The sequence below is a fragment of the Nocardia sp. NPDC058518 genome (genome assembly GCF_042719655.1).
GTDB lineage: Bacteria > Actinomycetota > Actinomycetes > Mycobacteriales > Mycobacteriaceae > Nocardia.
The window spans coordinates 341,877-366,748 of the sequence record NZ_JBHXNJ010000002.1; the positions used below are offsets into that span (position 1 = coordinate 341,877).

Annotated in this window: 20 protein-coding genes; 8 read left to right on the forward strand and 12 right to left on the reverse strand. The window is 69.7% G+C overall.

From position 1 onward, the window contains the following. Positions 1–84: 84 nt before the first annotated feature. The 4 genes from ACFWPX_RS06335 to ACFWPX_RS06350 are packed head-to-tail and all read right to left on the reverse strand — an operon-like array spanning position 85 to position 6,150. A complete protein-coding gene (locus ACFWPX_RS06335) occupies positions 85–3,690 on the reverse strand; it encodes an ABC transporter ATP-binding protein (RefSeq protein WP_378926475.1) in 3,606 nt (1,201 codons plus the stop codon). Then, positions 3,690–4,475 (reverse strand): ABC transporter permease subunit, encoded by a 786-nt coding sequence (locus ACFWPX_RS06340; RefSeq protein WP_378916973.1) that lies wholly within the window; start codon positions 4,473–4,475, stop codon positions 3,690–3,692. The genes ACFWPX_RS06335 and ACFWPX_RS06340 overlap by 1 nt, the downstream gene beginning before the upstream one ends. After that, on the reverse strand, positions 4,472–5,434 hold the full coding sequence (locus tag ACFWPX_RS06345; protein ID WP_378926476.1) for an ATP-binding cassette domain-containing protein: 963 nt from the start codon (positions 5,432–5,434) through the stop codon (positions 4,472–4,474). The genes ACFWPX_RS06340 and ACFWPX_RS06345 overlap by 4 nt, the downstream gene beginning before the upstream one ends. Beyond that, positions 5,431–6,150, reverse strand: a complete 720-nt coding sequence (locus tag ACFWPX_RS06350) for a hypothetical protein (RefSeq protein ID WP_378917023.1) — start codon at positions 6,148–6,150, stop codon at positions 5,431–5,433. The genes ACFWPX_RS06345 and ACFWPX_RS06350 overlap by 4 nt, the downstream gene beginning before the upstream one ends. 174 nt (positions 6,151–6,324) lie before the next feature. On the opposite strand from ACFWPX_RS06350, the gene ACFWPX_RS06355 reads away from it, so the two are divergent. Continuing rightward, positions 6,325–7,119: an enoyl-CoA hydratase/isomerase family protein gene (locus ACFWPX_RS06355; protein WP_378916968.1), complete on the forward strand. Its 795-nt coding sequence runs from the start codon at positions 6,325–6,327 to the stop codon at positions 7,117–7,119. Positions 7,120–7,197: 78 nt separating this feature from the next. Then, positions 7,198–8,448 (forward strand): class I adenylate-forming enzyme family protein, encoded by a 1,251-nt coding sequence (locus tag ACFWPX_RS06360; protein ID WP_378926477.1) that lies wholly within the window; start codon positions 7,198–7,200, stop codon positions 8,446–8,448. Between the two features lie 9 nt (positions 8,449–8,457). On the opposite strand, the gene ACFWPX_RS06365 is transcribed toward ACFWPX_RS06360, so the two are convergent. Then, positions 8,458–9,201, reverse strand: a complete 744-nt coding sequence (locus tag ACFWPX_RS06365) for a tyrosine-protein phosphatase (protein ID WP_378926478.1) — start codon at positions 9,199–9,201, stop codon at positions 8,458–8,460. 371 nt (positions 9,202–9,572) lie between these two features. On the opposite strand from ACFWPX_RS06365, the gene ACFWPX_RS06370 reads away from it, so the two are divergent. Further along, on the forward strand, positions 9,573–10,052 hold the full coding sequence (locus ACFWPX_RS06370; RefSeq protein ID WP_378926479.1) for a TetR family transcriptional regulator: 480 nt from the start codon (positions 9,573–9,575) through the stop codon (positions 10,050–10,052). A 45-nt stretch (positions 10,053–10,097) separates the two neighbouring features. Then, entirely contained in the window at positions 10,098–11,276 is a 1,179-nt protein-coding gene (locus tag ACFWPX_RS06375) for an amino acid deaminase/aldolase (RefSeq protein WP_378916958.1), read from the forward strand. A 7-nt stretch (positions 11,277–11,283) separates the two neighbouring features. On the opposite strand, the gene ACFWPX_RS06380 is transcribed toward ACFWPX_RS06375, so the two are convergent. Both ACFWPX_RS06380 and ACFWPX_RS06385 read right to left on the reverse strand, forming a co-directional pair. Then, complete coding sequence (locus ACFWPX_RS06380) at positions 11,284–11,904, reverse strand: phosphoribosyltransferase (protein WP_378926480.1); 621 nt, start codon at positions 11,902–11,904, stop codon at positions 11,284–11,286. A gap of 11 nt (positions 11,905–11,915) precedes the next feature. Continuing rightward, the gene (locus ACFWPX_RS06385) at positions 11,916–12,773 is read right to left on the reverse strand and encodes a carbon-nitrogen hydrolase family protein (RefSeq protein WP_378926481.1); all 858 of its coding nucleotides are present in this window, start codon (positions 12,771–12,773) and stop codon (positions 11,916–11,918) included. A 62-nt stretch (positions 12,774–12,835) separates the two neighbouring features. Here ACFWPX_RS06385 and ACFWPX_RS06390 point away from each other — a divergent pair, with 62 nt between their 5' ends. Both ACFWPX_RS06390 and ACFWPX_RS06395 read left to right on the forward strand, forming a co-directional pair. Continuing rightward, a complete protein-coding gene (locus ACFWPX_RS06390; RefSeq protein WP_378916951.1) occupies positions 12,836–14,638 on the forward strand; it encodes a DEAD/DEAH box helicase in 1,803 nt (600 codons plus the stop codon). 134 nt (positions 14,639–14,772) lie between these two features. After that, positions 14,773–18,486 carry an AAA domain-containing protein gene (locus ACFWPX_RS06395; protein WP_378926572.1) on the forward strand — a complete coding sequence of 1,238 codons (3,714 nt, stop codon included), beginning with the start codon at positions 14,773–14,775 and terminating at the stop codon, positions 18,484–18,486. Positions 18,487–18,496: 10 nt separating this feature from the next. Here the strand turns inward: ACFWPX_RS06395 and ACFWPX_RS06400 are convergent, their stop codons facing one another. Genes ACFWPX_RS06400 through ACFWPX_RS06415 form a run of 4 tightly spaced genes read right to left on the reverse strand, consistent with a single transcriptional unit; the run spans position 18,497 to position 21,517 of the window. Then, a complete protein-coding gene (locus tag ACFWPX_RS06400) occupies positions 18,497–19,201 on the reverse strand; it encodes an ESX secretion-associated protein EspG (protein ID WP_378916949.1) in 705 nt (234 codons plus the stop codon). Continuing rightward, positions 19,198–20,502 carry a WXG100 family type VII secretion target gene (locus ACFWPX_RS06405; RefSeq protein WP_378926482.1) on the reverse strand — a complete coding sequence of 435 codons (1,305 nt, stop codon included), beginning with the start codon at positions 20,500–20,502 and terminating at the stop codon, positions 19,198–19,200. The genes ACFWPX_RS06400 and ACFWPX_RS06405 overlap by 4 nt, the downstream gene beginning before the upstream one ends. Further along, positions 20,495–20,893 carry a hypothetical protein gene (locus tag ACFWPX_RS06410; protein WP_378916943.1) on the reverse strand — a complete coding sequence of 133 codons (399 nt, stop codon included), beginning with the start codon at positions 20,891–20,893 and terminating at the stop codon, positions 20,495–20,497. Before ACFWPX_RS06410 ends, ACFWPX_RS06405 begins: the two co-directional genes overlap by 8 nt. 18 nt (positions 20,894–20,911) lie before the next feature. Beyond that, entirely contained in the window at positions 20,912–21,517 is a 606-nt protein-coding gene (locus ACFWPX_RS06415; protein ID WP_378916940.1) for an alpha/beta hydrolase, read from the reverse strand. A gap of 161 nt (positions 21,518–21,678) precedes the next feature. On the opposite strand from ACFWPX_RS06415, the gene ACFWPX_RS06420 reads away from it, so the two are divergent. Then, on the forward strand, positions 21,679–22,593 hold the full coding sequence (locus ACFWPX_RS06420) for a hypothetical protein (protein ID WP_378926484.1): 915 nt from the start codon (positions 21,679–21,681) through the stop codon (positions 22,591–22,593). A gap of 96 nt (positions 22,594–22,689) precedes the next feature. On the opposite strand, the gene ACFWPX_RS06425 is transcribed toward ACFWPX_RS06420, so the two are convergent. Further along, entirely contained in the window at positions 22,690–23,493 is an 804-nt protein-coding gene (locus tag ACFWPX_RS06425) for a hypothetical protein (protein ID WP_378926485.1), read from the reverse strand. 199 nt (positions 23,494–23,692) lie between these two features. Here ACFWPX_RS06425 and ACFWPX_RS06430 point away from each other — a divergent pair, with 199 nt between their 5' ends. Beyond that, positions 23,693–24,865: an acyl-CoA dehydrogenase family protein gene (locus tag ACFWPX_RS06430; protein WP_378916932.1), complete on the forward strand. Its 1,173-nt coding sequence runs from the start codon at positions 23,693–23,695 to the stop codon at positions 24,863–24,865. The last annotated feature ends 7 nt before the right edge of the window (positions 24,866–24,872 follow it).

Genomic DNA, 24,872 nt, shown 5'->3' on the forward strand with positions numbered 1-24,872 from the left:
TTTGTGACGTGCCCGGCAGGGGAATCAGCGGATGGCTGCCGATGCGCCCTCACCGAGCATATGCCCAGCGGTTGACAGGCGTCGCTACCGGTCTTGGGTCGACACTATGCCCTCTGCCTCTGTGCCCGCCGCCCAGAGTCGGGAGTAATGACCCTTACTGGCGAGTAGGTCCTCCGGCGCGCCGAATTCCACGATACGGCCGTGCTCGACCACCGCGACCAGATCGGCGCGCGCCGCTGTCGCGAGCCGGTGCGCGACCACGACGGTGGTCCGGCCTCGAGCCAGCGATCGGCTCGCTACCAGCACCGATGCCTCGGTTTCCGGGTCGAGTGTGGAGGTGGCCTCGTCGAGCAGGAGCAGGTCGGGATCGACCAGTTCGGCCCTGGCCAGGGCGATCAGCTGGCGTTGCCCGGCCGATAGTCCACGTCCGCGTTCACCCACCGGGTGGTGCATTTTCCTGGGTAAACCGTCGATCATTTCCGTCGCGCCGACTTTGTCGGCCGCGATCGCGATGTCCACTGATGTGGCAAATGTTTGCCCGAATGCAATGTTGCTCGCCACGTCGCCGGTGAACAAGTGAACTTCTTGTGGCACGATTCCCAGCCGCTTCCGGAAGTCGGTGAGCACAAATTTACGAAGATCGACGCCGTCGACCCGGATCGCGCCCGCCGCCGGCTCGGGTGGGAGGTCGTAGAGGCGGGCCAGCAGCTTCACGATCGTCGATTTGCCCGCGCCGGTCGGGCCGACGAGTGCCAGGGTCGCGCCAGGCGGGACGGTGAAGCTCACGCCGTCGAGGGCGGGCGCGCTCGCGCCGGGGTAGCGGAATCCGACATCGTCGAAGACGATCTCGCCGTGCAGCCGGTCGACGGGAATCGCGTCGGGCGGGTCGGCGGCGATCGACGACGTGGTGCGCAGCAGTTCGCCGATGCGCCGCAGACCGACTCTGGCCTGCTGATAACCGTCGAAGACCTGGGACAGATCCTGGATGGGACTGAACAACAGACCCAGATAGAGCACGAAGGCGACGAGCGTTCCGGTGGTCGTGCGCCCGTCGGCGACGGCATTGGCGCCCAGATAGACCACGACGGCCAGGGCCAGATCGGCCCAGGCCAGGCCGAAGGAGAAGTAGGCCGCGATCGCGCGCTGGGCCCGGATCCTGGCATCGCGGTAGCGGTGGGAGTATTCGGCGAAGCGGCGCGCGGCGGCCGGCTCGTTGCGGGCGGCCTGCACGGCGCGCAGGCCGGCGATGTTCTCCTGGAATCCGGCATTGACCGCCGAGACCCGTTCGCGCGAGACGGTGTAGGCCACCGAGGACACCCGCCGGAAGGCCAGGGTGGCCAGCAGCATCGGCGCCACGGCGACCAGCACCACCACGGCCAGCCCGGCATCGATGAAGAACAGCCCGATGGTGACGCCGATCAGGGTGATCACCGCGACCAGCCCGGTGGCGACCCCGGTCTGCAGGAACGTCGACAGCGCGTCGACGTCGGTGGTCATCCTGGTCATGATGCGGCCGGACAGTTCACGTTCGTAGAAGTCGAGGCCGAGCCGTTGCAACTGGGCGTAACTGCGCACCCGCAGCCCGAACAGCACTCGCTCGCCCGTGCGCGCGGTGAGCACGGTGACCGCGGCGCCGACCACCAAGCCGGCCAGCACCAGACCGATCCCGATCACCGCCGAGACGACGAGCGCGGTGTCGTCGCCCGCGGTGACACCGGTATCGATGGCATAGCGGACCAGCGGCGGGAAGGCGATGCCGAGCAGCGCCTCGACGATGAGTAGCCCCACGACCACCCACACCAGTGCGCGAACGGGGCGCAGCAGTGCGCGGAGCCCGAAGTCGGGTTGGGGTGCGCGCAGGTCGCCGGGCAGTGCGGGGTCTTCGGTGGCCGGTGGCAGGGCGTCGACCGCGGCACGCAGTTCCGGTGTCGCGCTGAGGTCGTTCGACGCCGACGACATCGACCGCGGTGTGCCGGCGTCGCCGAGGCGCTCTGTCATCGCGGCCGTCGTCGGCACCACCGATCCGGTGGGTGCGGGCAGCCGGATGACGCGGTCGGCCTGGGCCAGGGTCGATTCGCGGTGCGCCAGGATCAGCGTGGTCCGCCCGCCCGGATCGGGCAGCCTGCGGAAGATCTCGGCCTCGGTGACGGCGTCGACCGCGGAGGTGGCGTCGTCGAGCACCAGCACGCGGGGCCGGGTGAGCAGCACCCTGGCCAGGGCGATGCGCTGGCGTTGCCCACCCGACAGCGTCAGCCCGCGTTCGCCGATGACGGTGTCGTAGCCCTCCGGTAGTGCGGCGATGAACTCGTCCGCGACGGCGGCCGTCGCGGCGGCGGTGATCTCGGCGTCGGTGGCATCGGGCCTGCCGAGCGCGATATTGGCGGCGATGGTGTCGGAGAACAGGAACGGATCGTCGAAGACGACACCGACCGCGCCGCGCAGCTCGTCGGCGCGCAGATCGGCCAGGTCGACCCTGGTGCCGTCGGTGCCGACGAGATTGATCCGGCCCGCGTCGGGTGCGTAGAAACGTGGCAGCAGCAGCGAGAGCGTGGACTTGCCCGAGCCCGCCGGGCCGATCACCGCGACCGTCTCGCCGGGGCGCACGGTGAGATCGAGTTCCTGCAAGACCGGTTGGCCTGCCTCGAAACCGAAACTGACGGCATCGAATTCGATCCCGAGTGGTCCCGGCGGCAGTTCGGTGGGGTCGTCGGGATCGACGAGGACCGGTGCCGCGTCGATCACCTCGAAGACCCGGTCAACGGCGGCTCTGGTGAGCTGGGCCATGATCAGCACCGAGGTGATCGTGCGGGCCGAGGACGTCATCGTGGCGAGATAGGCGGTGAACGCCAGGAAGGTGCCGATGCCGATCGCGCCGTGCGAGGCGAGCACCCCGCCGACGATGATCACCGCGACCAGCCCGGCCTGCGGCAGCGCCGACACCACCGGCGCGAACCTGGCATTGATCCGCGCGGCGCGCATCCGCTCCGCGAACAGCAGACGGCCGTGACCGGAGAGGATGTCGACCATCCGCGACTCCTGCCCGAAGCCCTTCACCACCCGGACACCGGTCACCGTCTGCTCGACGTGTTCGGCCAGGTCGGCCGCGCGCTGCTGGGCCGACCAGGTGGCCGCGTAGAGCCGGGGCCGCATCCGCAACACGATCACCGCCATCGCGGGCGCCACCAGCAGGGCGGCCAGTGCCAGCGGTGGACTCAACCACACCATCACCACCGCCGACAGCACGAACTGCAATACCGCCAGCCCCGACCACGGCACCATCGCCAGCAGCCCCTGCACGAGCTGGAGGTCGGTGATCGACCGCGACACCACTTGCCCGGTGCGAATCGCGTCCTGGCCCGCGCCGTCGAGGCGCTGCAGGGCGGCGAGCAGCGAAATCCGAAGGCTGTGCTGCACTTCCAGCGACAGCTTGCCCGCCCAGAGCCTGCGCGCGAAAGTGACCACGAACCTGGTCACGGCCAGCACGGCGAGCAGGGCGGCCGCACCGCCGATCACCGAGGTGTCGCCCACCTGGGCGGCGTCGACCGCGCGTTTGGTGGCCAGCGGTGCGGCGATCGCGACGGCGGCACCGGCCAGCACCGAGACCACGATGCCCGCCAGCAGCCGGGGATGGTCCAGGCACAGGCGCCACAGCCTGCGGATCCACCCGGACGAACCCGCGGTGGCGGGCACTACAGGTCTCGGTTGCGCAGGTCCCACCACCCCACGACGCCGACCGCTGCGGTCCACAGCACCAGCACCACCAGTGCCGCCGGTGTCGGCGCGAAGACCTCGGCCTCGTCGAAGGAGCCCGCGCTCACCCCGGCGACGGTGGCCGAGACGGGCAGCAGCGCGGCGAATCCGCCCGCGCCGAAACCCTTGGCCACCAGCCAGATCAGCGGTTCGAGCGCGAAGGCCCAGCCGAGCACCAGCCACACGGCTCCGCTGAACGTGCGCAGCAGCAGCCCGACGCCCGCGCCGAGCACCGCCCAGCACATGGCCACGAGCAGCCCGGCGGCGAGCACTTCGATCAGCTGCCAGCCGAGTTCGAACTTCCCGCGCGCCGCGACCAGCAGCACCAGCAAGCTCACCAGTTCGGCGACCAGCGCGAGCGCGAACGCGAAGGCCGCGGTTGCGACGTATTTCGCGGTGACCAGCCGGTCGCGATCGGGCGCGAACAGCACGGTCAGCGCCATGGTCTTGTGCCGGTACTCACCGCCGGTCGAGGCGATGCCGACCAGCGCGGCGACCACGAAGACCGCGATCATCCCGAGGTAGAGACCGATCGTGGCGGCACCGGTCTCGGGCTGACCCTTCGGATCGACGGGCCCCGACATGATCGCGGTGATCAGCGTCCCGACCAGCGCCAGCGCCACCGGCGCGGCCAGCAGCAGCCGGGTCTGGCGCAGCGCGACGACCTTGCGGGCCTCGGTGTCGATACCGGGAACGAGATCGGCGGGGATCACGGAGGTGGTCATCGGGGCATCCCATACGTGGTCGGCGCCGGGGCGTACGCGGCGGGATTCGGCGCGGGCACGGTGTGCCGGTGGCGGCGCGGTTTGGTCAGCGAGGCGAGCACCCGATCGGGGTGGATGGGGTCGGCGACGATGCTGCCGATCCGGACCTGCGCGAGCTCGGCGATCGAGCGGATGGTCGCCTCGCTCGCCTCGGCCACGGCCAGGCGTCCGTCGGGTCGCATCACCGCGTCGGTGAATCCGCGCCCCGCCAGCGCGGTCGCCAGCGCGATGGACGGGGACGCGGCGACAACGAGCCGGTCGGGATGGCCGCGGCGGAGCTTGGCCGGTGTGCCCTGCCAGACGACAGTGCCCTCGCTGAGCACCACGAGTTGATCGGCGCTCGGCACCACATCGGCCAGCGCGTCCGAACTCACCAGCACGGTGCCGCCGCGGGACACATGGCGGCGCAGCAGATCGTGCAGCCAGCCGCGTTCGATGCCGTTCGCACCCGCGTACAGATCGTCGAGCACGAGCAGCGGGGGATCGGCGAGTAGGGCCATCGCCAGGGCCACACGCGTCTGCTGGACGGGATGTAGCTGGGCCACAACAGTTTCGGCGACGGCAGTGAGTCCGGTTTCCTCGAGCACCGAGGCGACCCGGCGCCGCGACGCGCCCGCGACCGGCACGTAGCTCCACAGCTGATCGCGCACGGTGCGGGCCGGATGCAGTCCGCGCGGACTCAGCACCGCCCCGACCGCGGCGGGCCCACGGCCGCCGCCCTCGATACTGCCCGTGGTCGGCTGCTGTAGCCCCAGCACCATCCGTAGCACTGTCGACTTACCCGCGCCCGCGGGCCCGACGAGCGCGGTCACCGAACCCGCGGGCACGGCGAAGTCGATCTCGTGGACCGCGCTCACCGGACCGAACTGTTTGCCGACGCCACGCACCAGCACGGCGTCACCGCTGCGGCCCTTGCTCACTTCTCGGTCACCTTGCCGGTGCCGATCGCGGGCAGCGGATCGGCGTCGATCACGTTGTGCAGCGGGGTGGGCCACATCGCGGGCGCGGGCCCGAAAGCCTTGTGCGCGTTCTCGATGGTGACCTTGCCCAGCGCCCGGTTGCCCGCGCCACCGATCGCGGCGCCGATGCCGGCGGGCAGTACCTTGCCCGCCATCAGCGCGACCCGCTTGGTGATGAACCGCTTCATGAACTGCTGCAGCAGTTTGCTGTTGATCCCGCCGAGGCCGGGGACCTTGGTAGCGAGCTGACCGGCCCAATTCTTGGACTGGCTGCCCAGCCCCTTCTGCACGATCGCCATTCCGGCGTCGCCGAGCACGACGGCGAGCACCAGCGCGCGCCGGGCTTCCTTGTTCTCGGGCTCGATGCCGTGCACCGCCGCCTGGGCCAGGGTGAACAGGGCCGACGCCTCCATGAAGAACACGGTCTCCGCGCTGACGGCCCCGAGCGCGGCGATCGTGCCGATTCCGGGCACCGCCGCGGTGGCGCCGACCGCGGCACCGCTGCCGGTGACGGCGAGCAGGTACTGCTTCTCCAGCCGTGCCACGATCTGCGCCGGACTCTCCCCGGGATGACGCTCACGCAGGAACTCGACATAGCGGCGTACGGCCGGCGCCTGCAGCTTGGACCCGGTGTCGAGCACATCGACCACGGCTTTTTCGATCGCGTTCTTGAACACGGCGTCGTCCTCCTCTTCGCCCCAACGAGTCGAACTGTAGGGCACTTCCGTACCCCAGAGCTCATCATGTCAACGACCACCGACAGCCCGCGGTTCCGTGACGTGCGTGACCGGTTCCTACCGGCCGGTCCGACTAGCTCTGTCGGTCTCGGGCCCGGGTTCTACGCTGAGCCGATGAGTGGAAACCAGCCAACCCGACTGTCGCGCGAGTTCACCGAAGCCGGTGCCGAGTTCGCGACGATCACCATCGACCACCCGCCGCTGAACCTGTTCGATCGCAAACTCCTCGCCTCGTTGATCGCCGATATCGCCGCGGTGACCGCGCTGCCGCCGCGTGCGTTGCTGATCAAGGCGCAGGGCAAGGTCGTCTCGGGCGGTGTCGACGTGAACATCTTCGACGGCCGCACCGTCGAGGAGGGCGCGCAGCTGTGGCGTGAGCTGTTCGAGCGGATCATCCACCCGCTCGAGGCGCTGCCGTGCCCGGTGGTGTTCGCCGCGCACGGACTCACGCTGACCGCGGCCTTCGAGATCTCCCTCGCGTGCGACTTCATCCTGGCCGCGCCGAAGGCGAAGTTCGGTCTGGTGGAGACGGTCGTGGGGCTGACGCCGTCGATGGGTGGGCCACAGCGGCTGGCCGAGCGGGCGGGTTCGGGCCGCGCCCGCGAATTCGTGATGACCGGCGACCTCTACGACGCGGCGACGATGGCCGAGTGGGGCGTGGTCAACGCGGTCCACGAGGACCTGGAAACCGCCACCGCTGCGCTGATCACCCGCCTCGCCGAGGGACCGACCCGCGCGCACGCCGCGACCAAGCAGATCATCGGCGCGTGGCGTTCCGGCGGTGTGGCACACGCGGATTCGGTGACGCCCGAGGTCTCGGGCGAGCTGTTCGGCACCGCGGACCTGCGCGGCGCGGTCCGCAGTTTCCTCGATGTCGGACCGGGCAAGGCGACCTATCGCGGCGAATGAGCACGCCGAGTGCCTGACAGCGGTGTGATCCACGTCATATAGTCGCAGGTGCGGCTGTATCGACGTACGGAGGTCCGGATGGGTCATGGCGAGAACGAACCGGGCGCGGCCGTCTTCGAGTTCCCCGCCACCAGTGCGGCAACGCAGCTGCGGCGGGGCTCCGACGGCGTGCTGCGCTACGGCGACCTCAGCCCCGCCCTCACCGAACTGCTCGACCTGCGCGTGCACTCGTTCACGAATCGGGAGGCGGTCGTCGAGGTCGGCGGCCCGCGCCTGACCTACCGCGAACTCTGGCACAGCGCCTCGCGGATCGCGGGCGGCCTGCAGGACCACGGAATCGGCTACGGCGATCGGGTCGCGGTGCACATGCCGACCAGTGCGCGCTGGGTGCAGGCGTTTCTCGGCGCGCTGCTCTCGGGCGCGGTGCCGGTGCTGGTACCCGACGCCCTGCCCGCCGCGATCGCCGACCGGGTAATCGCCGACAGCAGGGCCGATTTCGTGCTCGGCCCCGACGGACCGCTGCCCGACAGCACCGCCTACATCGATGACGGTGCGGCTCTGGATGATCCGGCCCTGCTCTGTTACACCGGCGCCGCGGCTCGCCGACCTGTGCCCACCGGCGTCGAGCTGACCAATGAGAACCTGCTCTCGGCGGTGTCGTCGGTGGTCGGCGCGCTCGGGCTGCCCGCCGACGGGTTGCGCAATCTGGTGTTGCTGCCACTGGCCCATGCCAGCGGGTGCGTCGACCAGCTGCTACCCACCTTCGCGGTCGGCGGCACGGTCGTCCTCGCGCCGGGTGCCCGCCGGCTCTCCGACGTACTGGTGGCCGAGCGGATCGATACCGTCTCGGCCACGCCGCGGATCTTCGCGGGACTGGTGCCCGAACTCGTCGCCCGTCGTACCGGTGCCGGTGTGCGCCGGATCAGCAAGGCCTGTCACCGGTCCGAACGCGCTGCCGCGGCGGCCCCCGCCACCCTCGCCACCGCGTTGCGTGGGCTGTTTCCCGCTGCCAAGCAGTGGTCGGTCTGGGGGGCCACCGAGACCAGCGGCATCGGGCTGATGGTCGACGACACCGAGCTCGCCGACTCCGAGGCGACGCTCGGGTTCGCCTTCGGTGGAACGGAATTGGCGCTGTTCGGGCCGCAGGCGAGTGCCGGTCGCGGCGAATTGCTGTGTCGTGGACCGAATGTCAGTCGTCGCTACTGGAACAACCCCGGTGCCTCGGCCGCGCGGTTCAGCGGGAGTTGGTTCCACACCGGTGATTTCGTCAGTATCGATGCCGACGGGTTGGTTCGGGTGGACCCAGCTCGCCGGGTCAGTGGGCTGTGATCGGCCTGGTCACACCAGGCGGGATCGCAGTGCCTCCCGCAGGCCGCCGGTGAGGCCGACCGTCACGAGGTAGGTCTCGATGTCGCCGTGGATCTCGCGCACACTGGCGTCGGCGGTGCGCAGGTATTCCTCGCGCACGCCGAGCAGGTCCGCCGACAGTGCGTCGCCGTTGCCGATCTTCGGTTCCAGCAGCCTGCGTAGCGGCTCGACGGCCGCGTTGCTGGCCAGGAAGTCGGTGTACACGTCCTCCTCGGTGACGCCGACGGCGCGCAGCAGCGTGGCGACCGCCCAGCCGGTGCGGTCCTTGCCTGCCGCGCAGTGCACCAGGACCGCGCCGTCGCCGCGCACGATCGAGCCGGCCAGTTCGGCGATCGCGGTGTGCGCCTCGGGCAGTGTCGGGAAGGCGCGGTAGACCTCGACCATGTGTGCGAACGCGGAGACGGTCTTCGCCTCGTGTGGCGGTGCCTCCTCCATGCGCGAATCGAACGGCGTCACGTGCAGGCGCACGTCGTCGGGCAGGGTGTCGTGGCCGATGTGGTCGATCTCGACGATGCCGCGCAGATCGTGCACATCGGTGACGCGCAATTCGCGCAGGGTGTCGTGGCCCTTGTCGTCCAGACCGCTCAGTTGGGCCGATCGCAGCAGTACGCCGGGGCGCACCGTGGTGCCGTCGGCGGTGCGAAGGCCGCCCACATCGCGGAAATTGAAGGTGCCGCTGAGAGCGAACTGATCGGCAGGAGGCGAGAGAGTCACTTGACCAGGTTATCGGCGACTCCGGCGCCGCCGCGCCCGAGTTCGCGGATCGGTCATCGGATGTGTTGCGTCCGTTCCGCTGGGTTCCACTGTGCCGTCGCCCACACCTCGGGAGCTGACCTGGGCTTACTTGTACAATCGACCAGATGCGCGGATTCCGGCGCGGGGGTGTCGGATATCCAGGAATGCGACAAATTGAGGCCGTATGGTCGGTTTTACAAAAGGTCGCATTCGGATAACAAAACAATCTTTCAGTCTGAAAAGGATGGCTGAACCAGTTCGTGAATCCTGAAAATCTTCTAAGATCGAGCTCGGTGACCACCAAGCTCGCATCGCCGCGGGCAGCGAATTTTGTTGCCGAGGAGTCGTCGTTGAGCGCCAGCCGTGAACTAACTGAAATTTCGCTACGGCCCGCCGTATGTGATGCCGTCGAACAAGCCGCCGCCAGTTCGGATGCCACCGGCGTCCGGGCGCTGCGGGTGTTCCTGCATGCCGGGCTCAGTACCTACTGGCCGTTGGTGAAGGCCGCCCCCGCCCGGCGAGTAGCCGCCTATGAGGCTGCGTTGCAGAGCTTGCGTCAGCGGTGGGCGCCCTCGGGCGACACCATCGGCGATCCGGCCGCCGTCGCGATGTTCCGCGAGATGGACGACGAGGCCGCCGACTTCCTCGGGATGTGCGCGCGCCTGTCCGGCACACAGTGGCTCGAGCCGGTCGATTCGGTGGCGGGCTACCTCGTCTCGGTGTTCCACGGCGCGGTGCTGCGCTGGCTCGCCGATGGCAACGACGAGACCATCCTCGTGGTGATCGACGACCTGGTCGGCTGCCTGACCCTGAAGGCCGTCGAAAGCTGACCCGCAATGCTGGACGACTGACCAAATAGGTGGTTCAGTAGTCGGGTGACCCAGACGACATCGCTGCACCATCTGCACGCGGCGACCGCGGAGCTCGACCCGCCGCTGGCCGCCGTCGACTTGACCGCGCTCGACCGCAACGCCGCCGACCTGGTTCGGCGGGCGAACGGCATCGCGGTCCGGGTGGCCAGCAAGTCGGTGCGCTGCCGGGCCGTGCTCGAGCGGGTGCTCGGTGACGGACTCACCGCCCGCGACGGCTTCGCCGGGATCATGGCGTACTCGCTGCGCGAGGCCATCTGGCTGGTCCGCCTCGGCGCCCGCGACGTCCTGCTCGGGTACCCGGTTCTCGACCGGGCCGCCCTGGCCGAGCTCGCCACCGCCCCGAACCTGCTCGCCGCGATCACGCTGATGATCGACGATGTCGCCCAGCTCGAACTCACCCGTGCCGCGTTGGGTACCGACCTGGTCCACCCGCGCGTCTGCCTCGATGTCGACGCCGCCCTGCGCATCGGCCCCCTGCATCTGGGTGCCCGGCGCTCGCCGGTGCGCAGTCCCGAGCAGGCCGACGAGCTGGCCGCCGAAGCGATGCGCCGCGGGTTCGATGTGGTCGGCGTGATGACCTACGAGTCGCAGATCGCCGGTCTGCCCGACAGCAATCCGGCGGTGCGCGTGGTGAAACGCTTGTCCGCCATCGAGATCGGGCGCAGGCGCACCCGGGTGCTCGACGCGGTACGCGCGGTGACCGGCCCGCTGGAGATCGTCAACAGCGGCGGCACCGGTTCGATCGAAGTCTCGATCACCGATCCCGATGTCACCGAGGTGACCGCCGGTTCCGGCCTCTACGTGCCGACCCTGTTCGACCACTACCGCTCGTTCACCCCCCGCCCCGCCCTGTTCTTCGCCACCCCGGTCCTGCGGAAACCCACCCCGACCATCGCGACCGTCTTCGCGGGCGGCTACATCGCCTCGGGTCCCGCGGGACCGAGTCGCGTCCCGGTTCCCGTGTGGCCCGCGGGTCTGAAACTGCTCGGCTCCGAAGGCGCGGGGGAGGTCCAGACCCCTCTGGCCGGTGGCGCGGAACTCGAGATCGGCGACCGCGTCTGGTTCCGGCACGCCAAGGCGGGCGAGCTCTGCGAACGCTTCGCCGAGATCCACCTCATCGATGAATCGGGAACGCGCACAACCGTTCCCACCTATCGAGGCGAAGGGCAGTGCTTCGGCTGAGTTCGCCTCACCGCAGCAGCTCGATGACCTCCTCGTCCTCGAGCTGATGGAAATCGCGGTAGGCCATGCCGACTCCGCCCAGGTCGGCGGGCGTCCACAGGCAGATGAGCTCATCGCATTCGCGCTCGACCCGGCGTGCCGCCTCGGGCGAGGACACCGGCATGGCCACCACCAGCTGATCGGGTCGCTGCGCCCGCGCCACCCGGCACGCGGCCACCACCGTCGCCCCGGTCGCCATCCCGTCGTCGACGATCACCACCGTGCGTCGCGCCAGGGGAATCGGATCGCCGACCCGCAGGGTCTCCTGCCGACGGCGCAGTTCGGCCCGCTCGGCCAGCTCCACCTCGTCGAATGCCTCGGTGCTCACTCCGCTGCGATCGATCACATCACGATTGAGTACCAGAAGTCCGCTCTCACCGAGCGCCCCCATCGCCAGCTCCGGCTGCCAGGGCAGTCCCAGCTTGCGCACCAGCAGCACATCGAGTTCCCCGCCGATCGCCGCGCTCACCGCGGCCGCGACCGGCACACCCCCGCGTGGCAACCCGAGCACCAGCGGACGGGTGGCCCGCAGGTGTTCGAGGGCCGTGCCGAGGGCGCGGCCCGCCGCCGTGCGATCCGGGTACACCATCGCCTCGAACGCTACTCCGCTGCCGACGCCTCGGAAATGGTGAAGCGTCGCAGCGACAGGCTGGGGTTGGCGGTGCGCACCCTGGCCAGATGCGCTGGATCCACCGTCGCGGTGAGCACACCGGGATCGTCGCCGAGTTCGGCCAGCACCGTCCCCGCCGGATCCACGATCATCGACGCGCCCGCACCGCGCGGCGCGCACTGATCGGCCGCCGCCACATAGACCGTGTTCTCGATGGCGCGTGCCCGCAGCAGCGTCGTCCACTGGTCGATCTTGGCCGGTCCGGGAATCCACTGCGCGGGCAGCAGCAACACGTGCGCGCCCGCCGCCGCGACACGCCGACACCCCTCCGGAAATCGCAGATCGAAACAGGTCTGCATGCCGAATATCACACCGTCGACGGCGAAGGTCGCCGGCGCGACGAGCGGACCCGCCGCCACCACGTCCGATTCCAGATGTCCGAACGCGTCGTACAGATGCACCTTGCGATACACCGCGACGCGCGCGCCGTCGGGCCCGTGCGCGACGAGCGTATTACTGATTCGCGTCGCCCCCGGTGATGGCAACTCCACCACTCCGGCGACCAGGAACACTCCGAATTCGGCTGCGAGCGCGGAGAGCCCGGTGGTGAAAGGGCCGTCGAGCGGCTGTGCGATCGCCAGCACCCGCTCATCCAGGCGGGTCACAGCGAACATCGAGTATTCGGGCGCGAGCACTACACGCGCACCCGCCGCGGCCGCCGTGCGCACGTGTTCACGCAGGGTCGACAGATTGGTTTCGGGGTCGGTTTCGGGGGCGAATTGGACCACCGCGATCCCCACTGTCACCGGCGTAAGTTCCTGATGTGCTGACCCGTCGCGCAGTTGCATAGGTCTCACCGTATTCACCTGGTGGTTGGGACAGCTACCGCCAGGCAGTAAACTCGTGGTCAATGAGTACAAATGAGGTCGACAGCGTTCCTGCCGACGACGACAGGAACGACACCGGCCCGACTTTCGCCGATCTCGGGATCGATGACCGCGTGCTGCGGGCCATCGCCGATGTGGGCTACGAGTCGCCGTCTCCGATTCAGGCGGCGACGATTCCCCCGCTGCTCTCCGGCGCCGACGTGGTTGGCCTGGCCCAGACGGGCACCGGCAAAACCGCGGCATTCGCGATCCCGATCCTGATGAACCTGGATACCGCGCAGAAGAAGCCGAGCGCCCTGGTGCTCGCGCCGACTCGTGAACTCGCGATCCAGGTCGCCGAGGCGTTCGGCAAGTACTCCTCGCACATCCCTGGTCTGCATGTGCTGCCGATCTACGGCGGGCAGAGCTACGGCGTGCAGCTGTCGGGTCTGCGCCGCGGCGCCCACGTTGTCGTCGGTACGCCCGGCCGCGTGATCGACCACCTGGAGAAGGGCACGCTGGATCTGACCCAGCTGCGCTACCTGGTGCTCGACGAGGCCGACGAGATGCTCAAGATGGGCTTCCAGGAAGACGTCGAGCGCATCCTGCGCGACACCCCCAAGGACAAGCAGGTCGCGCTGTTCTCGGCCACCATGCCGGGCGTGATCCGCAAGATCTCCAAGCAGTACCTCAACGATCCGGTCGAGATCACGGTCAAGTCCAAGTCGCAGACCAACACCAACATCACCCAGCGCTATGTGCAGGTGTCGCATCAGCGCAAGCTCGACGCCCTGACTCGCGTGCTCGAGGTCGAAGCCTTCGAGGCGATGATCATCTTCGTGCGCACCAAGCAGGCCACCGAAGAACTGGCCGAGAAGCTGCGTTCGCGTGGGTTCTCCGCCGCGGCGATCAACGGTGACATCGCGCAGAACCAGCGTGAGCGCACCATCGGCCAGCTCAAGTCGGGCTCGATCGACATCCTGGTCGCCACCGATGTGGCCGCGCGTGGTCTGGACGTCGACCGCATCTCGCACGTGGTGAACTACGACATCCCGCACGACACCGAGTCCTACGTGCACCGCATCGGCCGCACCGGTCGCGCGGGCCGTTCGGGCGAGGCCCTGCTGTTCGTGGCCCCGCGCGAGCGTCACCTGCTCAAGTCGATCGAGCGGGCCACCAAGAGCGCGCTCACCGAGATGCAGCTGCCCTCGGTCGATGACGTCAACGCGACCCGCGCCGCGAAGTTCGGTGACTCGATCACCGAGAACCTGTCCTCGGACAACATCGCGCTGTTCCGCAAGCTGATCGAGGACTACGAGGCCGAGCACAACACCCCGCTCGCCGATATCGCCGCGGCACTGGCCGTCGGTGGCTACGACGGCGACAACTTCTTCATGTCGCCCGAGCCGGAGCCCGCCCCGCGCCGCGAGCGTGACTTCGATCGCGACCGTGAGCGAGCGCCGCGCCGCTACGACGACGAGGACCGCGCCCCGCGTCCGCCGTCGTTCAACCGGGAGAACGGCGAAGAACTCGCCACCTACCGGATCAGCGTCGGCAAGCGTCATCGCGTGGTCCCGGGTGCGATCGTCGGCGCCATCGCCAACGAGGGTGGCCTGCGTCGCAGCGACTTCGGCCACATCAGCATCCGGCCCGACTACAGCCTCGTCGAGCTGCCCGCCAACCTGCCCAACGAAACCCTGGAAGCCTTGCGGCGCACCAGGATCAGCGGTGTGCTGATCCAGCTGACGCCCGACCAGGGCGCACCGGCGCAGCGGCTGAACGCTCGTGGGCCGCGCCGCGACCGCGAGGCGCGTCCGCGTACCGAACGGCGCAAGCCGCGCACCTGAGCCCTGCTCGTGGGCGCCGGGGCCGAGGTCAGGCGCATTTCGCCCTGTCCGCGGGTAGTGCCCTGGTCTCTCGCAACGCTGGTTAAGGTGTTGGGCGTCGGGTGTGCGTGAACACAGGAGGGCCGCGCTTGTTCGTGTCCGGTGATCGGGTGGTCGGTGCCGTCGGCGATCTCGCGCGCGCGGCGAACTGTGAGTTCGCGGTGCTGCGCGGAATCGACGCCGCCCTCGGCAACCTGCCCGGGGTCCCCGACACGACCGTGCCGCTGTTGCGCACGGCCGATCCGTCCGCCGAACTGGTCGCGCACTTCGGTGACAGGCTCGTCCGGATTCCGTCATCCGAGGTGGCCGGCGGCGATCCGGCCGCCCGGATCGCGGCGCTGACATCCGCCGCGGAGCACACCGCGCGAGCGCTGAGTTCCGGCGCCGAGGCCATCGTCGGCGCGGTGTTCTTCGACGGTCGATTCGCCTGTGGCGCGGATCTTCTGGTCCGTGGTCCCGCTGGCTACACCGTGCACAATGCGCTCGGCCAGGATTCGGTCGGCGTGCCAGGGTCGCTGCGTCGTCGTGATGCCGGAACGCCACCGGCAGGGTCGCGCGATGATTCGGTGTCGGCGGACGAGGAGTTCAGTGGTTTTGTCGGATCCGCTGCCGACAGCCGGGTGCTGCGTCGCGAATTGGCCGCGGGCCGGACGCCTTTCGAGCGGGTCGCGGCGTTGGTGCAGGCCGTCAAGGTCGATCCGGCGCGCGAATTGCTGGGTGCTCGCCTCGAATTCGCGGCGTGTGCGCAGGCGCTCGCCGCGGCAGGGGTCGGCGTCGATCGTTGGGCCTATCTCTGGACGGCCGATGGTGTGCGGCGTGAGGTGAGCGACGAACTGGCGCCGGTGTATTCGGCGCGCCGGGCTCGGGTGGAGCAGATCATCGAGGACAAGCTGGCGGAATTGCTGCCGGTCCAGTGGGGTGATCCGCGCTATCTGGCGTGCGGCCGGTGTCCCAGTTGCCGTGCGGCGGCGGCGAACGCGCGAGACCTGTTGCTGGTCGCGGGAATCCGCCCCACCCAGCGGGCCAGGCTGCGCGAGGCGGGCGTGCTCACGATCGACCGCCTCGCCACCACCAGCACCCCTGTCCCCGGCCTCGCTCCCCGCACGCTGGCGGGCCTGCGCAAACAAGCCGACATCCAGCTCGTTCGCGAACGCACCGGCCGGCCCGCCTTCACCCTCCGTGACGCCACCGCGCTCGGCGCCCTGCCCGCCCCACGCCCCGGCGACCTCGCCCTGGTCATCGACCTGGACCGGCACGGCACGATCACCGGCCTCGAACTCGCCGATGCCACGGCCATCGTCTTCCGGCCGGTCGTCGCCGGTGTGGAGCAGCCCAACAACATCAGCTACCGCCCCACCGCGCCGGTCGGTCCGACGGATACGAACGCGGTGGTCTTCGGCCCGGCGGGCGTCGAACCGGCGAACGCGGCGGGCTATCCCAGTGCCGACCCGTCGGACGCGGACACCATCTCCTTCCGGCGCATAGTCGTCGACGACTCGGTCGACGCGCCTGCCGCCGATCCACGCCCGGCCGGTGTCGATCCGGCACCGCGCAGCCCGCTCGGCTTCGGTTACGCGGGTGGTCCGTCGACGCAGGACGGCGGAGTGCTCGAGGAATTGCTGGAGATCATCGCGGAGCATCGGGCGGCGGACCCGAATGTGCGTGTGTACCACTACGGTTCGGACATCCGGACGGCGCTGCTCGATTGGGCGGGTCAGCTCGGAACCGGTGCCGATCTCCTCGATGAGCTGTTGGCCGATCGAGCGCTGGTCGACCTGGCGCCGATCGTGCGCACCGCGCTGCTGATCGGTGAACAGTCCTATGACGCGGCGGGACTCGCCGCCTTGCTGCCGGATACGCCCGGTCGCGCGGCGACGGTTCTCGGTATCCGCGACTGGCTGCTCGATCGCGCGACCGAGGCGGGAATCACGGTGCCGGGCACTCGGTTCGCCGTCGCGGAATCCGATGTGCCGCCCTCGCTGCACCCCGGCTCGCTGGAAGCGGCGCTCAGTGAGTTCGCCGCTGACGCGCACGGAGATTCGGCGCGCGCCGCCGCACTGACGGCCGCGATCCTCGGCTATCACCGGCGTGAACGGCAGCCCCGCTGGTGGGCCCACATCGATCGGCTCGGCCATCCGGTCGGCGACTGGGCCGACGCGCCGGGCGTGCTCGTCGTCGAATGGGGCACCGTCGACACCAAATGGCATCGCACGCCGCAACTTCCGACGATGCGCCGCTACCTCACCCTCACCGGCAGGCTGGGCACTGGCGCCACGCTCACCCCTGGCACGCAGATGGTCACCATCTACGACGGTGCCGCCGCGGCGGGCATGACCCAGACGCTCGGCCGCCGCGCCACCGCCACCGCCACCGTGCTCGGATGCGCCGTCGACCCGAACTTCGACGACACCGTCCGGCTGGAAGAACTGCTCCCGGCAGGCTGCCCGCCCTACGACGACCTGCCCGCGGCCATCGCCCCCGGCCCGCCCGACGGGGAGGCCGAGATCGAGGCCGCGCTGGAGTTCACCGCCCAGGACCTGCTGATGAGCCTGCCGTGGGTGCCGGAGAACGCGGTCTACGACTTGCTGTTGCGCCGCGCGCCACGGCTGCGCGACGGGATGGCGCTCCCGCACCCCCACGATGACCTCGGCGCCGTTCTCGCTCACGCGGTCGGTGCGCTGGACGCCTCGTACCTGGCCGTGCACGGCCCGCCCGGCACCGGCAAGACCGGGATCACCGGGCGTGCGCTCGAGCGGCTGGTCACCCGGCACAAGTGGCGGATCGGGGTGGTGGCGCAGTCGCACGCGGTGATCGAGCGGATCTTCGACGCGGTCGTCGAGGCGGGGCTGCTGCCCGAGCTCGTGGCGAAGAAGGACGTCGCCTCGGTCGGCCCCGATTGGGTAGCGATCGATGCCACGCGGTATCCGCGATTCCTCGACAATGCTGTCAACGGTTGCGTGATCGGCGGCACCACCGCGGATTTCGTCGACGACCGGCTGATCGCGCCCGGCGCCCTCGACCTGCTGGTGATCGCCGACGCCGGTGAATGCTCGCTGGCCGACACCGTCGCGGTCGCGGTGAGCGCGCGCAATCTGCTGCTGATCGGCGACCCCGTCCCGGCCAGGTCGCTGGCGAAACATCCACAACCCGTGCAGGTCTCGGCCTTGGAGTGGCTGTGTGAAGGGGCGGCGACGCTGCCCGTCGACCGTGGCTACTTCCTCGACCGCACCTGGCGCATGCACCCCGCGATCTGCGAACCGGTGTCGGCGAGCTGCTACGACGGCCGACTACGCGCGGACGAGGCGATCACCCTGACAAGGGATCTGGCAGGGATCGCGCCCGGCGTGAGCACGGTGCTCGTCGAGCACCGTGGCAGCGCCACCGAATCCGACGCCGAGGCGCGTGAAGTGGTGCGCCGGGTGCGCGTGCTGCTCGGCGAGACCTGGACCTCCGACGGCGGAACCCGCAAACTCCACCCGCACGACATCTTCGTTGTCGCCCCCTACGCCGCCCAGGTGGCGCGCATCCGAACTCTGCTGGCCCGCGCCAAGATCGAAGACGTGCTCGTGGGCACTCCCGACCGCTTCCGGGGTCGCGAAGCCGCGGTGGTCCTGCTGTCGATGACCACCTCGACCCCCGCCGACGCACCCTTCGGAATGCGACCCCTGTTGTCGCGCACCGTCATCCACGCGACCCTTTGCCGAGCCATGTGGAAGGCCATCGTCATCCGCTCGCCCTTGCTCACCGAGTACCTTCCGGATACTCCGGAAGAGCTGGCCGACCTGGCAGGGTTCCTCCAGCTCGGTTAGCCGGGGGTAGTCAGACGCTGCGGAGCAGGCGGCGCAACCATTCCACGGCGGAATCCGGTGTGGCGGGGGTGATGTCGATGTGCCGACTGGCGTGGACGAGGTAGCGGCCGTCGCCGGTGAGGTCGATCCAGGACAGCACGCCCGTGGGTTTCGGGTCGGTGCCCGCCGCGACGAGGATCTGGCCGATGCCGCTGCGGGGGCGCTGTAGGAGCCGGCGAATGCGGGCGGCGTCGGACGGGCCCGCGACGGGGGCGGTCACCAGGTCACGGCTGTCCTCGTCGACGCGAGTCGCCGGGGCGGTGATGCGCGGTATGCGGCCGGGGGGTTGCGCCGGAAGCCGGGAGAACACCTGGGCGGCAAGACGTTTCGTGCTGCCGACTTGAACATGGACCGAGCCGCCACGGTCGGGCGCGCTGCCGGGATCCTGCACCGCGAGGACCGCGACATCCGCGGTGACCGCGCCGAGCATCCGCACCGGCGCGGGCGCGTGGCCACACACCTCGACCCGGATCTCCGGTTTCGCCAGCACGCGCAGAGCGGCCGCGAGGTCGGCGTCGAGGGTGCGGGCGCACCAGGCATCGAGCGCGGGTTGCTGGGCGGCGCGCTCGACGGTGTCGCGTGCCGACGCGCGGACGGCGAGCGGATAGGGGATCCGGTCGCCGTCCGTGCGTGCCCAGGTCAGCGCGAACTGGTCCGGGGTGAAGTGCCAGTTCACTCCCGCTCGGTCCACTCACCGAGCACGGCGGGACTGGTCGGATCCATCTTTCCGATCAGCGCGTTCACCTCGTCGGCGGGCTCGAGATAGGTCGGCTCCTCCTCGAGGAACCGCAGGAACTCGTCGTCCTCGTCCTCGGGTTCCTCCACCGGGGCAGGCCGCTGTCCACCGGACGGCCGCGTCTGATCCGTGGCGGCCATCGCCCCACCCATCATGCCGCCGATAGCGCCCGCGCCCATCCCGGCCGCGGCCTCACCACCGGACACCGCGGGATCACGCTCCTGCCGCGCTTCGCTGCCTGCCGCGGCCTCGGCCACTTGACCGGAGGCCGCGGTGGTGCCGGTGTCGGTCGATGCGGGGCGGGGGCGGCTGCCTGCCGGCCTCGAACCCGATGACGTGGTCGATGCCGGGGTGGTGCTCGCAGGTCCAGCCGAGGTGGTGCTCGCTGTTCCCGTGGAGTTGGTCAGCGGCCGAACCGGATTCGCGACAGCGGCCGGGGTTGTGGCGGCGGGGGCCCCACTTGTCGACAGTGTCGGGGCCGCGGCATTGCTGTTTGCCGGGAGCGTGCCGCTGCTTGTCGATGTCGTGCTCGTGCTGCCGACAACCGGTGAGGATCCGGCGGGCATCGTGGCGGCGGTGACGGTTGCCGGTGTGGTCGTCGATGCGATGACCCCGGGCGCGGTGACCTGCGGGATTCCGGACGATGGCACGGCACCCGACGGCGCGACACCGGCAGCGGCAGTTCCTGTCTCCGTAGCGATTCCGGTGAACGCGGGCACCCCCGACCCGGTCGGCAGGAAGGCTCCGGCGTAGATCGTCTCCATCGCCTGCACCGCGTCGAGCCGGGCGTTCTCGGCTTCGCGGGTGATCGTGGCGTTGTTCGCCGCCTGCTCGGAGTCGAGGAGTGCCGCAGCCGGATCGGGCTGTGTGCCGGCGGGTTCCGCGATGGCGGTGCGAATGGACTCGGCGGCGTCGCCTGCCTGGCTGAGCCGGACCCCGACCGCCGTCAGGACATCGGCGATCCGTCGACCCGTGTGCTCGAAGTCGCGCACGGCGTCGGAGGCCTGCTGTGCCGCGGCGCCGCGCCAGCCGTCGGCGATGGCGGCACGGATCTCACCGTGGGCGATCTCGATGCCGTCGCCGAGGCCGGTGGCGGTGGCGAGGAAGGTCTGGGCCGCGCCTGTCAGTGCCGCCGGGTCGAGTTGCCTGACCGCACTGTGGATTTCGTCATGGGAGAGGTTGTCGAAGACTTCGACGACGGATACGTAGTCGGCGTCGGTGCGGCCGGAAATGCTACGCATCGCCACCACCGGGAACCTCGATCGCGGCGACCGCGCCCGCCAGCGCCTGATCGGCATCGCGGTAGTTCGCCCCGGCGGCGCGGAACACCGCGGCCAGCTCGCGCGCGGTGCTCGCGTAGGCACGCAGTTCGTCGAGTGCCTCGGTCGCCTTGGTCTCGAAGCCGGTACGCAGGGCGCCACCCGAGGCGAGTCCGCCGAAACCGGGGATGACCGCGGCCTGGCTGAGAACCCGCACCTGGGCTTCGACTTCATCGGCGAGTCGTTCGTAGCGCAGAGCGCACCGTTCGGGCGCGCCGTCGGCGACGAGCACCCCGTCGATCCACAGCCCACCCTCGTCGACGGCTTGGCCGAGAGCCGCCGTATTCGGCAGCCCCGTTCGGTTCGGTTGCACCGGTTCCCCCTTCGTCGTTCATCGCACCGCGGTGAGTACCCACTCCGCGATATCGGCCGCCACGCGGTGCTGCACCGGTTCGTGCAACAGGTCGTGTCCGGCGTCGGCGTACTCGCGCAAATCTACCGATCGGTGCCGTGCTGTCCATAGCCGGATTACATCGATGGGTGCCCGCCGGTCGTCCACGCCGTGCACCGCGAGCAGTGGGAGACCAGGATCCGGCACGGTGTCGGCGACGCGACGCGGGGTGCCGCACAGGACGAGTCCGGCCAGCTCAGGCGGATTTTCGCGCACGAGGTTCACGGCGGTGACCGCGCCGAGGGAATGGCCCATCAACACCGGCGCCCCCGGATGATCGGCGCGGACGAGTTCGAGAAATCCCCGCGCGTCGGCGGTCAGCTCGTCGATGGTGCCCGGCGCGTCGGGATCGCCTTCGCTCAGTCCCTGCCCCGAGGTGTCCAGCGTCCACAGCTCGATCCGGGCGGGACGCAACGCCGCGGCGAAGCGGTGATAGTGCCCGCTGTGCTGCCCGGTACCGGGCAACAGCGCCAGCCTCGCCGCGGGCTGGTCGATGGACCAACACCGGCAGTGGAGTCGTCCGCGCTCGCCGTCGAAGTAGGGCACCCTTCGATTATCACCGCTGCGCCGACTCAATTGTCATGGGGGACAGCGCCGGTCCGTGGTTGTCGGTCACCGGAACCGCAGGTGACGTGGGCTGCACACGGTGGGCCCGCAGCCGTTAGACTTCGCGCGTCGAACTGGTTCAACAGAGTCGAGGGTTGCAGATGTTGTCGTTCCGCCGTTGCGTCGTCCGTGCTGTGGTCGGCGCGGCTGTCGTGAGCAGCGCCTCGCTCGGTACCGGTGCCATCGCGGGCGCCGCGCCGCTGTCGTCGTGCGGACAGGCGCGCCAGGACGTCGCGATCAGGTCGAGTGTGCCGCTGCTGGACTGGTCGGAGAACTTCGGCATCGACGCCCAGGGTGATCTGTGGGTTTCGCGGGTCATGCGCGGCGAGGTGCAGCGCTACGACCGCGACGGGCGACTCACCGCCACCGTCGCCGTGCCGTCGCCCGGTGCGGTCCGGCTCGGTCCCGACGGACTGCTGTACGTGGTCACCGGCAACTCGCCGCTGGCCGGTTCGGGTGGCATCGTCCGCTTCGACCCGGCGGCAGCGCAGCCGAACCCCGTCGCGTTCGCGACCGGGTTCCCGCAGCCCAACGGTGCCGCGTTCGACGCCGACGGCAACCTGTACGTGACCACCGGCAACGGCCTGCACCGCTTGCGCCGCGACGGCAACGAGGACATGGACTGGTGGTCGGCCGTCAGCATCGACGGCCCCAACGGTGTTGTGGTGTCGGGTGATTCGGTCTACGTCACCGCGAACTTCGTCGGTGCGGGTGGACCCGTCGGTCGCGTACTGCGACTCTCGCGTACCCACCCGGGAGCACCGACCACGGTCGCCGACCTGACCTCGTTCGGCACACTGCCCGATTTCGTCGACGACCTGGTCGTCCGTGACGGCGCCCTGTTCGTCACGACGCTGGCCGGGCACCTCGTCCGCGTCAACCCGAACACCGGCACCGCCTGCACCGTCGTCGCCACCCAGCCGCTCACCGCCGTCGTCGCCGACCCGGCCGACCCGTCGGCTCTGCTCGCGGGCTCGGAGGAAGGCACGGTCCTGCGCATCCGCCCGATCGGCTGACGCAACCGTCGAGATGACCGGCGGGCGCGGATACCGGGCTGCCGTCGCCCGGTCGGCGAATTCGTGCGCCGACCGTGGACCTGCTCCGAAGCCGGCTCAGCCGCCGACGTTGGCCGCCGCAGGCGGGGCCGGGGGAGCGGGCACCGGGGCCGGCTGGGGCGTTTCGACCGGAGCGGGCGCCGGGGCCTTCGATGTCGGTGCGCTAGAGGAGGATTCGCCCGAGCCAGGGTTGACGGCCCGAGGTTCGGGGGCGGGCGGAGCCGCGGGGGCTTCGGGGACCGCCACCGGCAGATCGGGCACGACGAACGTGCCGACCGTCGGGGTCATCACGCAGCGAGCGCCCGCGTAGTCGATGGTTCCCCACATCGAGGCGACCACGGTGCCCGCACCGCTGGACACCGTCTTCGACAGTGATGGCATGTTGTATTCGGTCTGGTCGTCGAGGCCGATGATGCCGCTCTGACCGTTGTTCACATTGACCCAGGCGACACTGAGGCCCGATGCCAGCGGAACGCCGGTGTGGCGCGGGCTCGCGCTGAAGCGGATGTCGCCCGGTGCCAGGCTCGTCTCGGTGCGCGGGCCCGGTCCTTCGAACGACGCCGCGGCGATGATCGTGGTGATCGGGCCGTTGCTGCCGCAGCCGAAGGTGGGGGCCGCGTAGGTGAAGGGGGTGAACTGTGTCGAGATGTCGCGCAGGGTGTCGACGCCGACGATGCCGGTGAAGCTGGCGATCGCACCGACACCGGCCTTCGCCGTGGCGTCCTCGCCCGCGAGGTGGGTGAGGTGGCCGATCGCGTCGTCGGTGGGCGTCGCGGCCGCGCTCGGGGCCAGCAGTGCCAGCGCGCTGATGCTCGCCGCGGTGACCGCCGCTGCTCTACCTGCGATGGATCTGCCGTTCACCCGTAACTCCTCGGTGGATGCTCATACCCCGGATAGTCCGGTTCGACTGGCAACGTACCAGGTCGTCGCACGGGTCGCCGAGCCGCCGACGGTGGAGTGAGCGCCGCTGGGACAGTCACCGGAGTGTGATGTAGTCGACACCGGGGATTACCGAAGGGTAGGTTTCTCTTCGACGGCTACGAGCGACTGGGAGACCCGTATGAAGTTAGCCCTGTCCCCTGAAGAGATCGCCTTCCGCGACGAGCTCCGGCATTTCTACGCGACCGAGATCCCGGCCGACATCCGTGACCGGGTGAAGCACGGCGAGGATCTGTCCCGCGAAGACATCGTCACCGCGAACAAGATCCTCAACGACAACGGCTTGTGCGTGCCGAACTGGCCCGTCGCCTGGGGCGGCAAGGACTGGACGCCGATGCAGCGCCACCTCTGGCTCGACGAGATGCAGCTGGCCTCGGTGCCGGAGCCGCTCACGTTCAACGCCTCGATGGTCGGCCCGGTGATCGCGCAGTTCGGGTCCGAGGAACTCAAGCAGCGCTTCCTGCCGCCCACCGCCGCGCTCGACATCTGGTGGTGCCAGGGCTTTTCCGAGCCCGACGCGGGCTCCGACCTCGCCTCACTGCGCACCACGGCGGTGCGCGACGGCGACTCCTACATCGTGAACGGCCAGAAGATCTGGACCACGCTCGGCCAGTACGCCGACTGGATCTTCTGCCTCGTGCGCACCGACCCGAACGCACCGAAGAAGCAGGCGGGCATCTCCTTCCTGCTCTTCGACGTGAAGTCTCCCGGTGTCACCATGCGGCCGATCAAGCTGATCGACGGCAGCTACGAAGTCAACGAGGTGTTCTTCGAGAACGTCCGGGTGCCCGCCGATCAGCTCGTCGGCGAGGAGAACCAGGGCTGGACCTACGCCAAGTACCTGCTCGGCAACGAGCGCACCTCCATCACCGGCGTCGGCAAGACCAAGGTCAAGCTCGGCCTCGCGAAGGACTACGCCCGCGCCACCAGGACCGGGCGCGGCACACTGCTCGACGACCCGGTGTTCGCGGCGCGGCTGGCCGAGCTGGAGAACGAACTGCTCGCCCTGGAACTGACCCAGCTGCGGGTGGTCTCCAACTCGGTCGAGGGCAAGCCGAATCCGGCGTCCTCGGTGCTGAAGCTCAAGGGCACCGACTTGCAGCAGGCCGCCACCGAACTGCTGCTCGAGATCGCAGGCGCCGACGCGCTGCCGGTCGGCGCCGACAGCATCGCCTCGCCCGCGTGGGCCCAGCACACCGGCCCCGGCTACCTGAACTACCGCAAGGTGACCATCTACGGAGGCTCGAGCGAGGTCCAGCGCTCGATCATTTCCTCCACGATCCTCGGATTGTGAGGCGCTG

Coding starts and splice junctions, on each gene's coding strand:
- ACFWPX_RS06340 (WP_378916973.1), bottom strand. CDS start 4,475: ATGACCACCTCCGTGATCCCCGCCGATCTCGTTCCCGGTATCGACACC.
- ACFWPX_RS06355 (WP_378916968.1), top strand. CDS start 6,325: ATGAGTGGAAACCAGCCAACCCGACTGTCGCGCGAGTTCACCGAAGCC.
- ACFWPX_RS06360 (WP_378926477.1), top strand. CDS start 7,198: ATGGGTCATGGCGAGAACGAACCGGGCGCGGCCGTCTTCGAGTTCCCC.
- ACFWPX_RS06380 (WP_378926480.1), bottom strand. CDS start 11,904: ATGGTGTACCCGGATCGCACGGCGGCGGGCCGCGCCCTCGGCACGGCC.
- ACFWPX_RS06385 (WP_378926481.1), bottom strand. CDS start 12,773: ATGCAACTGCGCGACGGGTCAGCACATCAGGAACTTACGCCGGTGACA.
- ACFWPX_RS06390 (WP_378916951.1), top strand. CDS start 12,836: ATGAGTACAAATGAGGTCGACAGCGTTCCTGCCGACGACGACAGGAAC.
- ACFWPX_RS06405 (WP_378926482.1), bottom strand. CDS start 20,502: ATGCGTAGCATTTCCGGCCGCACCGACGCCGACTACGTATCCGTCGTC.
- ACFWPX_RS06420 (WP_378926484.1), top strand. CDS start 21,679: ATGTTGTCGTTCCGCCGTTGCGTCGTCCGTGCTGTGGTCGGCGCGGCT.
- ACFWPX_RS06430 (WP_378916932.1), top strand. CDS start 23,693: ATGAAGTTAGCCCTGTCCCCTGAAGAGATCGCCTTCCGCGACGAGCTC.